Here is a 14,927-nt window from a genome sequence, read left to right on the forward strand (position 1 = left end):
AAGTATTCACTCCTCTTTGTTGTGTATTTTTGGTGGTACTTAAATATTCGACATTTTGGGGTGAATTTCCTTTTTGAATAATAAAAAAGTTAGTAAAATCAATGATTATAAAATATGAAATTTACTCTATAGCAAATAAATTAATATTGTGATTACTTTTCTTTATTTAAATTATTTATATTTTCACTTTCTTTTTTATCCACTTTTTTTTCTTCTAAACACTCTATAAGACATTCTTCTATAACTTCCTTAGTTATATAAATTTTTGAGTTTTCCATAAAATCCCTCCTAACTTTTATATTATAAATATATTTAGTATACCTTAAATAATATATAGTGTATCATATATATGTGTTTTAGCTTTATTTTATAAATATATGTATTTATTTTTACATAAAGTATATCTTATTACATAATATTATTTATATTATTAAATGTTCTATATAAATTAAAAATAAATTATTAAATTTTATAGTTTAATAATTTATTAGCACCCTAAAAATAAAATTTAAACATTATAATAATTAATATTCATATTAAATAATAAAAATTTTAGTACTTAATATTGAAAATAAATTATCTATATTTATAATTTACCACTTTACAAATTTACTATAGTAAAGTATAATAATCATTGTACTTATTAATAAATGATTAGGAGGATGTCAAATGAAAAAGAAATTTTCTTTATTAGCATTAGTAATATTTATGTTATCCATATTTACTGTAGGATGTGCTTCAAAAAATAAAGCTGATAATTCTTTGGAGGAAATTAAAAATAAAGGTGAATTTATAGTAGGTTTAGATGATAATCTACCTCCTATGGGATTTAGAGGTGAAAATGGTCAAATAGTAGGATTCGATATTGATTTAGCTAACGAAGCTGCTAAAAGAATGGGTGTAAAAGCTGTATTCAAGCCAGTTGATTGGGATGGGGTAGTATTAAGTTTAAATAATAAAGATATTGATGTTATATGGAATGGACTAACAATAACTGAAAAAAGACAAAAACAAATTGATTTTTCAAAACCATATTTAGAAAATAGACAAGTATTAGTAGTAAAAAGCGATTCAACAATTAAAAACGAAAAAGATTTAAAAGATAAAGTGTTAGGTATTCAATTAGGAAGTAGTAGCGAAATTGCTTTAAATTCTAAACCTGATGTGGTAAAATCATTAAAGGAAGTTAGAAAATTTTCAAATAATACTGAAGCTTTAATGGACTTAAAGGCTTCTAGAGTAGACGCAGTTTTAGTTGATGAAGTAGTTGGAAGATATTATATTAGCAAACAACCTAATGTATATAAAGTTTTAAGCGAAGACTTAGGTAAAGAACTTTACGGAGTTGGTATAAGAAAAAATGACAAAACATTTAAAGAAGAATTAGATAAAGTATTAGATGAAATGAAAAAAGACGGAACTGCTGCAAAAATCTCTGAAAAATGGTTTGGAGAAAATATAGTAAAATAAATAGGAGTGATTTAATTGTCAGACTATGCTAACATTACAGGCTTTATATTAAAAGGAGGATTAATTACACTAAAATTATATATAGTAACTGCTATTTTTTCTATTCCACTTGCAGTTGTATTTGCATTAGGAAAGATATCTAAATTTAAATCATTAAAAGCTGTATTAAGTGCATATACATGGTTGTTTAGAGGTACTCCTCTGCTTTTACAATTATTTTTCACATACTTTGGACTACCTGTATTAGGAATAAGATTCCAACCATTTACTGCTGCTGCACTAACTTTTGTTTTAAACTACGCTGCATATTTAACAGAAACATTCAGAGCTGGTATACAATCTATTGATAAAGGTCAATTTGAAGCTGCAAAAGTTTTAGGTATGACTTATCCTCAAACAATGATAAAAGTTATACTTCCTCAAGCTATAAGAAGAGTTTTACCTCCAACTTGTAATGAAGGCATTAATTTGATAAAAGATACTGCTTTGGTTGCAGTAATAGGAATGCAAGACTTACTTAGAGCCGCTAAAGAAATAGTAACAAGAGACTTTACTATCACTCCTTTCTTTATAGCCGCTGTAATATATCTTATAATAACTTATGGTATAGTTTATGTATTTGAAAAATTAGAAGATAAATATGCTTTTTATGAATAATAAAAAATAAGCTTCGTGAAAGTTTTACTTTTCTATGAAGCTTATTTTTTATTTATTTAATTATCATTTAAAAAATCTATAGCATATTGAGCATACAATGCAGCTCCTTTATCTAATACATCTTCATCCACATTAAATCTTTCATTATGATGAGAATAAAATGCATCTTTTTCTTTATTTCTTACTCCTAAAAAAGCTAATGCTCCTGGTGCTAAACTCATATATTCTGCAAAATCTTCTCCTGGTGCTAATTTTTCCATTTTAGAGATAGCATCTTTACCTGCTATTTTTTCTATAGATTTTATAGCTATAGAAGAACAATTTTCATCATTAATTGTAGGAGGCGTTCCAAAACTATACTCTAAATTAGCTTCTGCCCCATAACTTTTTGCTGTATCTTCTATTACTCTCTTCATACTATTTTCCAAAATTTCTCTTACTTCTTTAGAATAACATCTGGTAGTTCCTTCCATTATTGCTTCTCCTGCTATAACATTAAATCTAGTTCCTGATATAAGTTTTCCAACAGTTAAAACAGCAGATTCAAAAGGACTTATTTCTCTACTTACTATGCTTTGCAAATTCATAACTATAGCAGAAGCAGTGACTAAAGCATCTTTACATACTTGAGGCATAGCACCATGACCGCCTTTTCCCTTTACTGTTATTTTAAATAAGTCTGCTGCAGCCATTCTAGGACCTGATTCTGCAGATATTTTTCCTGAATCTAAGCCACTCCAAACATGTATAGCAAAAACTCCATCTACTCCTTCCATAGCTCCTTCCTTAATCATATCTCTCGCCCCTGAAGCTAGTTCTTCCGCTGGTTGAAAAAAAAGTTTTACTGTACCCTTTATTTCATCTTTCATATTATTTAATATTTTAGCTGCCCCAATCAACATAGCTATATGGCAATCATGTCCACAAGCATGCATTAATCCTTCATTTTTAGATTTATATGGAACATTGTTTTTTTCTCTAACATTAAGTGCATCTATATCTGCTCTTAATGCTACTGTTTTTCCAAAATTATTTCCTTTTATTTCAGCTATAACTCCCGTGCCTGATATAATTCTACAAGGAACTTCTATTTTATGAAGTTCCTCCATAATTCTTTTACTAGTTCTAAATTCTTTTTTACTAGCTTCTGGATACATATGGAATTCTCTTCTATAATTTATAATTTCTTTTTTATATTTTTTTGCAAGTTGTGCTATTTTATTCATAAAACTCCTCCTTAAAAATTATAAAAATTTTATAAATATACCTGCTACTATTACAGAACCTACAGTAACTGTTAAAAATCCGCCTACTAACATTTTTGGTAGCATATTATCCATAAGATACTCTTTTTCTTCTTCTGTTTCTGCTACAGCATTAGAAGCTTCTTCTGTTAATACATAATTAGGTGGAAATCCATATAAAGCAGTAAGTGCTACTGAAAATGCCATTTCTTTGGTATAACCTAAAGATTTTCCTATTAACATAGATAGTATGCCTAGTCCTGTTACTCCAAATAATATTATTCCAAATAGTGGACCAGCTATTTTTACTATCATCTGTGGAGTTGCCTTAGAAAGAGATGCAAATATAAATGCCATAAGTGCTGTCATTAAAAATCCAAAAGATCCTGATAAATTAAGAGGCTTTCTTTCAAGAAATCCTATTTCAGAAGCTATTACACCAAATATTAAACATAGTACATATTTTGATATAGCTCCATTAATTACGGATTCACAACCTACTGCTGCCCATGCTACTAATCCTAATTTACCTAAAAGCATATATGGTGTTTGATATTTTTTTGGCAATGGTGGAAATATCCTTATTTTACTTTTGGTTTCTGGTAAATTTACTTTTTCTTCATTGCTAACTTTTAAATTTACATTACCATTTCTATAATCTTTTAATAATCTTTTAGCTTCTTTTTTAAGACATATTGCAGTCAAAGGATACCCTGCAAAACCTTGCATTACATACATAAGTATAGATAAAACTGCTAAATCTGCCATACCTTTTTTAGTAGCAGCATCTGCCATCATTATAGAAGCCACTATTCCTCCAGTTAAAGGTGGTGTTCCAATAACTACTGCATTCCATCCAAATAAAGCTCTTCCTATAGTCATTGTTCCAATACATATACCTACAAGTCCTGCTGCTGCTATAACTACTGTTTTCCATTGAGCTATTAATTCTTTAAAATTCAACATAGTTCCCATATGAGTTATTAGTAAATACATAGATAGTTGTGCCAAAGGCATGCCTAATCCAGATATATCTATTAAATCTTTAGGTAAAATAGTCCAAAATCCTATTAAAAACAATAAAGCCGATACAAATACTGAAGGTACAAAAGCTTTTGTCCTTTCTGCTACAAATTCTCCTATCCATAAAATAATAAGTACAATACAAAATGCAGCAATAATGCTCATATTCATAAATCTAGCCCCCTTTATATATTTTTAAATTTCTTATACTACAACAAATACATCACCCTCTTAAAATTTTTTATATCTAAACTTATGTATGCACGTTTTAAAATATTACATATCCTGAAAACAAAAAAAATAAAAGTATATTAATTATTAGATAATATAAAATAAATAATTTATATTATTTAATAATTAATATACTTTTTAATATACTATTATTTCATCATTAAAAAACAAATATATATACATTTCTTTTACACTCTTACCTGTTATTCTTTCTAATGCTTTTTTATAGTAATTAAGCTGAATACTGTATTTATCCTTTATATGCTCAATATTTTCTACATAATCTGTTTTATAATCAAGCAATACAATATAATCTTTTTCTTCAAAATAACAATCTATAACACCTTGAAGCATTATTTTTTCATTCTCATATATAGATGGCAAATTTTTATATATGTCTTTGCTACTAATTTCTATATAAAAAGGAACTTCTCTTTTTATATTTTTAGAATTTAACATTCTCTTTCCTAAATCTGAATTAAAAAAGTTATATATTTGATTAATATTTATAACTTTTGATTGCTCCTGTGTTAAAAATTCTTTTAAAATCATATTACTAACTTGTTCTTTTATTTCTTCTTTACTTAATTTTTTAGTCAAATCTATATGCTGCATTACTAAATGCATTAAAGTTCCTCTTTCTGCTGCTGTAAATTTTTTAGTCTTTTCTAAAAATATAGGTTTTTTCAAAAAAGATTTATTCATATCTTCCTTAGAATCATACATACTTAAAGTATTTTCATATTCTATTTCCTCAAATTTTCTTTTTAATTCCGATACAGAAATTTTAGCTGGTATATTACTAGATTCATTAAATTTATATTTCCAATTTAATCTTTTAATTATTTCTTCTTTATATCCACTTTTATTTTCACTACAATCTAAAGATTGTAGATACTCTTTAACATCTAAACTCTGCTCTTCACTTTCTTCTTTTTTTATTATATCTTTACTTTTCCATATTTTAATATACCACTTTGTTTTACTATCTATAATATTAAAAGCACAATTAAAATCCTCTAATTTTTCTCTTAATACATTAGAATCTTTTTCTCTCATAACTGCTGGAACTATCCAATCCAAATAAGATTTTCCTTTAATTATTGTATATTCTGATATATCTTCATCAGCAAATTCTAATTCTTTAGAATATCTATTTAATTCTTTACTTACGTCTTTTAAAACTCCTGTTATTATAAGTTTTTCTTTTGCTCTAGTCATAGCTACATAAAGTATTCTCATTTCTTCTGAAAGAGTTTCTAATTTTATTTTATTTTTAATTATTTCTTTAACTATAGTAGGATAATATATTCTTTTCTCTAAATTTATATAATCTGGACCAAAACCTAAGTCATGATGGAATAAAATACTTTTATTCATATCCATAAAATTAAATTGTTTTCCTGTTCCAGCAATTATAACTACAGGAAACTCTAATCCTTTACTTTTATGAATACTCATTATTCTAACTACATCTTCATTTTCTCCTAATACTTTGGCACTGCCCATATCTCCACTACTATTTTTTAGCTTATTTATAAAATTCACAAAATTAAACAATCCTTTAAAACTAGTTTCTTCATATTCTTTAGCTCTTTCAAAAAGTACCCTTAAGTTTGCTTGTCTTTGAATTCCACCAGGTATTGCCCCTACATAGCCATAATACCCAGTATCTACATAAAGATACCATATAAATTCATCAATACTTTTATGTATAGATATTTCTCTCCATTTTTTTAATTTATTCATAAAATCTTCTAACTTATTAATTAAATATTTATTCTCCATTATATTTTCTATATTTTCATCACTATCTTCTATATTCAATACTCCTTCTTGTTTACTATTTTTATATAATAATATTTTTTTAATAATTTCATATATATTTAATCTATCATCCACTAATCTTATATCTATAATATCCTCTGCTTTAAAAGAAAACACAGGACATCTTAACACAGATAATAAAGGTATATCTTGCATAGGGTTATCTATTATTTGAAGTAGTGACAATATAGTTTTTACTTCCATAGTCTCAAAGTATCCCGAATTAGTATCTGCAAAAACAGGAATATTAGCTTTTAGCATTTCCTCCATAAACACAGGAGACCAATTACTAGTAGTACGCATTAAAACTACAATATCCCTATACTTAATTGGTCTATAATTATCTATTTCCTTATCAAATACATAAAACTTTTTTTCTTCTTCAGGACTAATTAAATCTTCTATTCTTTTTACTACCATTTTAGCTTCTAGTTGTATGCTATCTAACTCTTCTCCATTTTCTTCTTTATATTCCTTGTTATCTAAAGAAGACTTATCTATTAAATGTAATTCTATTTTTTCTTCTATTAATGCTTTTTCTTTATTAATTTCTTTATAACTTGCTCCTAAATTTAGCATTTCACCTTCATTATAATCAAGTTCACCTATGTTTTTAGACATTATTTGTTTAAATATGTAATTTACTGAATTTATTACCTCTTCTCTACTTCTAAAATTTTTAAAAAGCTTTATTTTTCTATTTAAATTTCCTTCTTCCTCTGAATAATTATTATATTTGTATAAAAACAACTCTGGTTTTGCTTGTCTAAACCTATATATACTTTGCTTTATATCTCCAACCATAAATATATTATTTCCTTTGGATATAGAATTTAATATAGTTTCTTGCACCATGTTACTATCTTGATATTCATCTATTAAAATTTCTTCAAACTTGTACTTATATTCAAAAGCTGTTTCTGTAGGAACTAAATTTCCGTATTTATCCTCATGTATTAATATCTCTAAACAAAAGTGTTCTATATCATTAAAATCTATAATTCCTCTTTCTTTTTTTCTAATAGCATACCTTTTGTGAAATTCTATAACTATACTAGTTAAGCATTTTATAATAGAATACATTTTTCTTAAACTTTCAGGAATTTTATCCATATCTAAAAATATATCTTCTTTAATTTTTTTTAAATCTTTTTTTATTTCATCTCGTATATCCTTAACTTTTTTTTGTAAAGATTTATCCGCATCTTTTCCACATCTTTTAAGTTTTCCAAAATTTAAATTATTAAAAGTATTACATAGTTCATACCAACTTTTTTCTTTAATTAAAGAATTTACATTATACAAATCTTCCTTAAAAGTATCTAAATAGGGTGTTAAAGTTTCCTCTTTTTCAATTATATTTATTGCTTTATTTAATTTATTTTTTATGCCTTTAATATATATTTTTAAATTATTCAACAATATATAGGCCCATTTAGATTTACTAAAATCAAAATCTTCTTTTACATTAAATTCTTCTGTTTTTTCTATTAGCCATTTTTCTGGCCAAGGTAAACTTCTTGAATAATTATATAAATTCAATATCATATTTTTTACCTTTTCATCTGTTTTTCCAGCATAACACTCTATTAAATTAAAAAAACTATGTTCTTCTTCATTTTCATACTTTTCATCAAAAATCTCATCTAAAACCTCATCTTTTAAAAGTATAGTTTCTGTGTCATCTGCTACTCTAAAATTAGGATCTAAATCTAAAATATGAAAATTATTTCTTATAACTTGAATACAAAAAGAATGTATAGTAGTAATATTTGCTCTATTTAAAAGAGCTAATTGCCTTTGAAGTTGCTTATGTTCTGGATTTTCATCTAAAGCTTTAGATATAGAATCGCCTATTCTCTCCTTCATTTCTGATGCTGCTGCATTAGTAAATGTTACTATTAAAAGTTTATCTATATCTATAGGATTTTCTTTATTAGTTGTTTTTCTTATTATTCTCTCTACTAAAACTGCTGTTTTTCCTGATCCTGCTGCTGCCGCTACTAACAAATTACATCCTCTAGTTTCTATAGCCTTTTTTTGTTCTTCGGTCCATTGGGTTTCTTTCATGTAGAAATTCCTCCTAATTAATACTTTTCACTTTTTAACTTAGCTATATTATTAAAATAGTAACCATTTTAATGGCTACTATTTTAAATTTATTATTTATCTTTCTTAGTTCCTTCTTCTATTTGCTTTTGTTGTTTCATTTGTTGGTTTATTTCTTCATTTATTTCTTGCTGTTTTTGAACTTCATCTATAGGTTCATCTTTTTTTTCTTCCATTAAATTTTTATTTATTATTTTTTGTTTTTCTTCAAAAAAACCTTTATGCTTTCTAATAAATTCTTCTTGAGATTTTATAATATCTTTAATTTCATCATCTTCCATCATTTTCTCTTGCTGCTTTTGTATACTACTAGATACTAACTTAGAATCTTCTTCTTTTATTGAATCCAAATCATTTACTATATACCATTTTTCATTATCATAAATTAAAATGAATGGTTTAATATCTTTTATTGGTTCTTCTATACCTTTGTAATAGGTGCTATCAATACATTGTAAAAAGGCATAGTTTTCTTTTTTATCAATTTTATATATTTTATCTAAATTAATATTTGTTATACCTAAATTTTTCATATTTTTATTTGTTAATATAATATCAAATTTTTCTGGTGAATAAAAATATTCTTTTATAAATTCATCATTTAATTTTAATTTGTTTTCATATAAAATTTTTACTACTTCTTCTGGTGTAGATTGATTTTTTTCTTTTTGTTTTGATATACTTTTATTTTCATTAACAGTAGTTTTTTTCATGGTTTCTTGTTTATTTCCACAACCTGCTATTAAAAAAATAAAAATAATTGATATAAAAAATATCCTTTTCATATTTTAACCTTCCTTTCACTATTCTCTAAATAAGGTAAGTCTCTATTTCATTTTATAATTTCTAAATCTAATTTTTCATAATTATTTAATAAAATCACTCTTCTTTATTTAATTCCTCTTCTATTAAACTCCAAACTTCATATTCATCTTTAACTTTTAATAATCTATATTGGTTTCCTTCAATTTCAGTATCAAACTGACATATAGATGAATATTCGCAAAATTTACAAGCAGAATCATCCTTTTTTTTATAGGGTCTTATACATATATTTCCTTCTAACATTTCTTCACATAAATTAGCTATAGTTTTTTTCACATATTTTCTTAGTATATTAAAATGTTCTAAATCTATTGCTGATGATTTTCCTAAAGAACCATCTTTATTTACTCTAGCAGGTATGATTAAGGAATTGCCTTTTATTTCCTTATCCATTTCTTTTATAATATCTGTATCAGACAAGAGAATTCCTCTCATTTTTAAACTTTTTATTATTTCTTCTTCTATTTTTATTTCGGAAATTTCTCCTTTAGTCTTTATTATTGGATCATCCATTTTAAAATACAAAATACCTGCAGGTAATACATTTTTATTTAATTCACTTTCTATTTCTGTAAGAATAGAATCTAAATATATTAATAATTGAAGCTGTATTCCATAATACACTTCTTCTAGTTTAAAATCTTTACTAGAAGATTTATAATCTATTATTCTTAAATATATATCAGATTCTTTTTCCAAAGCATCTATTCTATCTATTTTGCCTATAAGTCTAACTTTTTCTCCCGAATGAAGTTCTACAGAAATAGGAGGAAAACCTTCATTTATACCAAATCCTATTTCATAACCTATAGGTTTAAAACCTCCTTTGTTTATTTGCTTTGATATAGTATAAATAGATGTAGTTAATATTCTTTTCAAAGTATTAGACATATACTTATATCTAGCAGAAGAATTAAATATAGATTTAGGCATAGATGCTATTTTTTCATCTACTATTACTGAAACTGCTGCACTACATAAGCTTTTATCTACATCATACCAACTAATTTTTCTATCTAATAAAGACTTGGAAAACTCCTCTAAAACCTCATGCATAAAAATACCCATATCTGGAGAACTAATTTTATACATTCTTCTCTCTTTTCCTTTTATGCCATACTTTATAAAGTAAGCAAAAGGACATTCTGCATATTTTTCTAATCTTGAAACACTTATATTCATAGGTCTTCCATATAACTTTCTAACTTTACTACTATCCAACACTTCTTCATAATTTGAGTAATTTAATCCTTCTAAAATTGAATTTAACCTTTCACTCCAATAATCATTATCTCTATACCAACAATAAACATCTTTCCATAAATCGCTTATTTCTAAACCATCTACATCTTTTCTAAAAGCAGATATAAGCTTATTAAAAGTAGATTTAGGATTTACAATAAAATTTAATTCTTCTTCTTCACATACTATATCGCTTTTTTCACAAATATGGGGGAAAACTTTTTTTATTCTGGATATTACTATAGAAGATCTTAAAGTTTTTCCTTCATGATTTGCTATAGGGTAACTAAGCCTTAAATAATCACTCATAGTTGTTAAAGTTATATACATTAAAAACTGATCTTCAAAAGCCTTGTTTCTTGTATCTTCAGCTATATCTAACCCTTTTTCTCTTAAATTTTCTCTATCGCTGTCTGTAATTATGCCTTCTTTAGTCACAGCCATAGGAAATATTCCATCATTCACTCCTATTACATATAAAATTTTTATATTATGACTTCTAAGCCTTTCTATGCTACTTACAAGTACTTGATCTAAAGAAGGAGGTATTAAACCTATCTCATACTCTGCAAATCCAGTAATTAATATTTGTGCAAACTGCTTTGAATTTATATTTTCTTCTCCTATAGTTTCAACTATTTGATCTAATATATCAACTACTATATTCCATATTTGATTGTATTCACTAGCTATATCTAATTTTCCATCTATTTTAAATTTTTTAATCCATCCTTCTATTTTTTCTGAAACTTTAATATTATTCAAAAAATTATAAAGAGCTTCGCACATATCTCTAGCTGTTTTTTTATTCACTATATTTGAGTAAAATTCTTTTAATGGTTCAATTATTTTATATCTTATTTCATTAACTTTATTTAAAAAATCTTCTTCATCTTTTTCTTCATCTTTAAAACCATAACTTAATTTATAATCCCATGGTTTTTCTTCTATCCACTTATAACCTTTGATTCCATTGGCTAAAACATAATTTTCTATAATATCTATATCTTCATTATTAATAGGAGTAAGTCCTGTTTTCAAATATTTAAAAACTGCTTCATAAGACCAATTTTTAGAAAATATCTCTACCATAGAAACAATCAAAACTATAAGAGGATTATTATTTATAGGTCTTTTTTTATCTATAAAATAAGGTATGTTATATTGATTAAAAATTGCTCTTACTAAATTTTCATATCCATCTAAATCTCCTGTAATTACTGCTATATCATTAAATCTATATGCTTTATCTCTACACTTAGAAATTATATCTCTAGCTGTATTTTCTATTTCTGTATACTTATTTAATGCTTTGTATAAACATATATCTTTTGTAGATTTATTATAAGTTTTATAAGGAAAAGAAAACATGTACTTTTCTAAATGATGCAACTCTTTGCTGTTTTTAAATCTATAACAAGGTTCACAATTAAGTTTTATAGGCTTATCATACTTAATATTATTGTCTCTTGCTATTTTTAAAAGTTTTTCTTCTGTAACTTTTGTTGGCATAAAAACATCTACATTATCTAATTTTTTTTCCTCTAAATTATCTATGGATAAAGTTATATTTACTACCTTAGATTTTTTTAGAATTTTTTCTAATATTTTGTACTCTTGAGGAGTAAAACTAAAAAAACCATCTATCCATATTTCTGCTCCCTGAAATATATTAGACTCATCTAATTTTTCTGCTAATATAGTTAAATCATCTTCTGTATCTATATATTTTTTATAAATTCTTTTTTCAAATTCATTATAAATTAAAAATATATCTTCCATTTTATTTTTTAAATTTTCATTTTTTATATTTTCTAATGCTAATTTTAAAACATCATTTTCCACATTATATCTTTTAAATTCAGTTATAACATCTGATATATTGGTTACAAAACCCTGTCTTTTAGAAGCTTTTCCAAATAATTTTAATTTATCTTTATTTTCTTCTATTATTTTATATATAAGCATACTTCTTCCAGATGGATTCATATGCTTATGAGTTATTCCTCCCACTTCATTAAATACTTTGTAAGCCATTCTTTTAAAGCTGAGAACTTCCGCTTTAGGTATGCCTGTATCCCCTACTGTATGTATTAGGTTTTTTTCTGCTTGAAATGAAAACTGTTCTGGTACTAATAATATTAAAGGGTGCTTTACTCCACTTTCTATTTTTTTCTTTATATCTTGAAGACAATAGTAACTTTTACCACTACCAGACCTACCATATATAAACTTTAAACTCATAAATTCACCACCTATTTAATTACATATATATATTTTATCAGAGAATTGATATAAAATTAAGTTATATTATATATTAGGTTGTGAAATAAAAAATCATTGATATAATTTTAGGATAAAAAATAATTAAAAATAAGCTGTATAAAAATAATAAGACAGTAGCATAAAGAGAGTTTGTAAATAAATCATTTCATTAAGACAATCTAAGAATAAAAAATAAAAAAACTCCTACCCAATTTATGCCCCGTCCTTGGGGCGGAAATTGGCTCATCACGTCCTGTGATGAATTACGGAGTTTTTTTATTTTTTATTCTAAGATTCTCTAAAATTCATTCAAATTATTTACAAACTCTCTTTATGCTACTGTCTTATTATTTTTATACAGCTTATTTTTAATTATTTTTTATCCTAAAATTATATCAATGGTTTTTTATTTCACAACCTAATATATAGTATAATTTTCAAATTTAAAGCTATAAAATAAATAAGTATTACTTTACTTATTTTACTTCCTTAATCATTTCTGCAATTGCAGCTACATTTCCTAAAGTAGATAAAGTTTCATTTGGAAGAATAAGCTTATTAGCCGGGTTTTTAGCCATTTCTTGAAGAGCTTCAACTTGCTTTAATGCTATTACTACTTCATTTGTTCCTGAATCTAATATAGATTTATTAACTTTTCTTATAGCCTCTGATTGAGCTATAGCAATTGCTTCAATTGCTCTTGCTTTACCTTCTGCCTCAAGTAATTGTGATTCTCTTAGACCTTCTGCTCTTCTTATATTAGCTTCTTTTTCAGCTTCAGCTTGAAGTATTTTAGATTGTTTTTGTCCTTCTGCTATAGCTATTTCACTTTGCTTTTGTCCTTCTGCTTGAAGTATTGAAGCTCTCTTATCTCTTTCAGCTTTCATTTGTTTTTCCATAGCTTGTTGTATTTCTGCTGGTGGTATTATATTTTTAATTTCAACAGAAAGTATTTTAATACCATAAGCATCTGTAATTTCATCTACTACTTTTAATAATTCATTATTAATTTTATCTCTACCAGATAAAACTTCATCTAAACTCATATTTCCTACAATATTCCTCATATTAGTAATAGTTGAATAAACTATTCCCGCTTTAAAATCTTCTATATTATAAACAGCATCTCTAGGTGCCATTATTTTATAAAATATAACATTGTCTATAGATATTTTAACATTATCTTGAGTTATAACATTTTGTGGTTGTATATCTAATATTTGTTGCTTAGTAGATATTTTCCTTCTTACAAAGTCTACTAAAGGTATTATGAAATGCCATCCTGGTTCTAATACTTTGTAAAATTGTCCAAACCTTTCTACTATATACACATAACCTGTATTAACTATCTTTATAGAAGATAGTATTATCATTAATATAAATACTAAAAGAATTATAAATACTACTTTTCCCATTATTTTCCCTCCTCATACTTTTTAATTACTATTTTATTTCCTTCAACTCCTATAATTTGTGCCTTATCACCTTTTTCTAATATTTCCCCTGTATTTTTAACTGTCCAATATATACCTCCTATCTTTAAAGTCTCTGTATCTTTTATAGTTTTACCTACATGTATAATTTCTCCTATATAACTTTCTTCCATAGTGGGAGTCTTTTTTACAGTTTTCTTTATAGTCTTTTTTACTATTGGATATCCTATAATAGAAAACAAAGCACTAACAGCTATAAACAGTCCCAATTGAACGACAAAACTGTATTTTAAAATTAAAGCTATAAGAGCCACTATACTTCCCACAGTAAACCAAATAAACAAAAATGCACTAGTTACTATATCTAATATCAAAGCTATCATGCCTATGCCTATCCATAAAATTAAAGCTGTTGTATTTGTCGTAGGAATCTCCTCCTTTCATAAAATAGAATTTTTTAAAACATTAAATAAAATCCATAGTTTAAAAATAATTATCGAATTTAAACATAAAATAATTACAAAATTTATGTTTATACACTATTAGTATTTAATATATATTATGTGATATTATTATATCATATAAACATATATAACTTTAA

General features: G+C 25.4%; 10 protein-coding genes. 2 read left to right on the forward strand and 8 right to left on the reverse strand.

What is annotated here, in order from left to right:
* Positions 1 to 152 precede the first annotated feature (152 nt).
* Positions 153 to 278, reverse strand: coding sequence for a hypothetical protein (locus CLOACE_RS12055; protein WP_278287468.1), 126 nt, complete (start codon positions 276 to 278; stop codon positions 153 to 155).
* A 391-nt stretch (positions 279 to 669) separates the two neighbouring features.
* Between CLOACE_RS12055 and CLOACE_RS08365 the strand changes: the two genes are divergently transcribed.
* Both CLOACE_RS08365 and CLOACE_RS08370 read left to right on the forward strand, forming a co-directional pair.
* Positions 670 to 1,470 carry an amino acid ABC transporter substrate-binding protein gene (locus CLOACE_RS08365; RefSeq protein ID WP_070110652.1) on the forward strand — a complete coding sequence of 267 codons (801 nt, stop codon included), beginning with the start codon at positions 670 to 672 and terminating at the stop codon, positions 1,468 to 1,470.
* A 15-nt stretch (positions 1,471 to 1,485) separates the two neighbouring features.
* Complete coding sequence (locus tag CLOACE_RS08370; protein WP_070110653.1) at positions 1,486 to 2,127, forward strand: amino acid ABC transporter permease; 642 nt, start codon at positions 1,486 to 1,488, stop codon at positions 2,125 to 2,127.
* Positions 2,128 to 2,183: 56 nt separating this feature from the next.
* Here CLOACE_RS08370 and CLOACE_RS08375 read toward each other — a convergent pair whose 3' ends face one another.
* From CLOACE_RS08375 to CLOACE_RS08405, 7 genes are all read right to left on the reverse strand, one after another.
* Positions 2,184 to 3,353: a M20 family metallopeptidase gene (locus CLOACE_RS08375; protein WP_070110654.1), complete on the reverse strand. Its 1,170-nt coding sequence runs from the start codon at positions 3,351 to 3,353 to the stop codon at positions 2,184 to 2,186.
* Between the two features lie 18 nt (positions 3,354 to 3,371).
* Positions 3,372 to 4,565 carry a hypothetical protein gene (locus CLOACE_RS08380; protein ID WP_242866437.1) on the reverse strand — a complete coding sequence of 398 codons (1,194 nt, stop codon included), beginning with the start codon at positions 4,563 to 4,565 and terminating at the stop codon, positions 3,372 to 3,374.
* A gap of 198 nt (positions 4,566 to 4,763) precedes the next feature.
* Positions 4,764 to 8,522 carry a helicase-exonuclease AddAB subunit AddA gene (gene addA, locus CLOACE_RS08385; protein WP_070110655.1) on the reverse strand — a complete coding sequence of 1,253 codons (3,759 nt, stop codon included), beginning with the start codon at positions 8,520 to 8,522 and terminating at the stop codon, positions 4,764 to 4,766.
* Positions 8,523 to 8,614: 92 nt separating this feature from the next.
* Positions 8,615 to 9,346 (reverse strand): hypothetical protein, encoded by a 732-nt coding sequence (locus tag CLOACE_RS08390; protein ID WP_070110656.1) that lies wholly within the window; start codon positions 9,344 to 9,346, stop codon positions 8,615 to 8,617.
* Positions 9,347 to 9,440: 94 nt separating this feature from the next.
* A complete protein-coding gene (addB, locus tag CLOACE_RS08395) occupies positions 9,441 to 12,872 on the reverse strand; it encodes a helicase-exonuclease AddAB subunit AddB (protein WP_070110657.1) in 3,432 nt (1,143 codons plus the stop codon).
* Positions 12,873 to 13,369: 497 nt separating this feature from the next.
* Positions 13,370 to 14,308: an SPFH domain-containing protein gene (locus CLOACE_RS08400; protein ID WP_070110658.1), complete on the reverse strand. Its 939-nt coding sequence runs from the start codon at positions 14,306 to 14,308 to the stop codon at positions 13,370 to 13,372.
* Positions 14,308 to 14,709 (reverse strand): NfeD family protein, encoded by a 402-nt coding sequence (locus CLOACE_RS08405; RefSeq protein ID WP_070110659.1) that lies wholly within the window; start codon positions 14,707 to 14,709, stop codon positions 14,308 to 14,310. The genes CLOACE_RS08400 and CLOACE_RS08405 overlap by 1 nt, the downstream gene beginning before the upstream one ends.
* Between the last annotated feature and the right edge of the window lie 218 nt (positions 14,710 to 14,927).

Source organism: Clostridium acetireducens DSM 10703, from assembly GCF_001758365.1.
GTDB lineage: Bacteria > Bacillota > Clostridia > Clostridiales > Clostridiaceae > Clostridium_C > Clostridium_C acetireducens.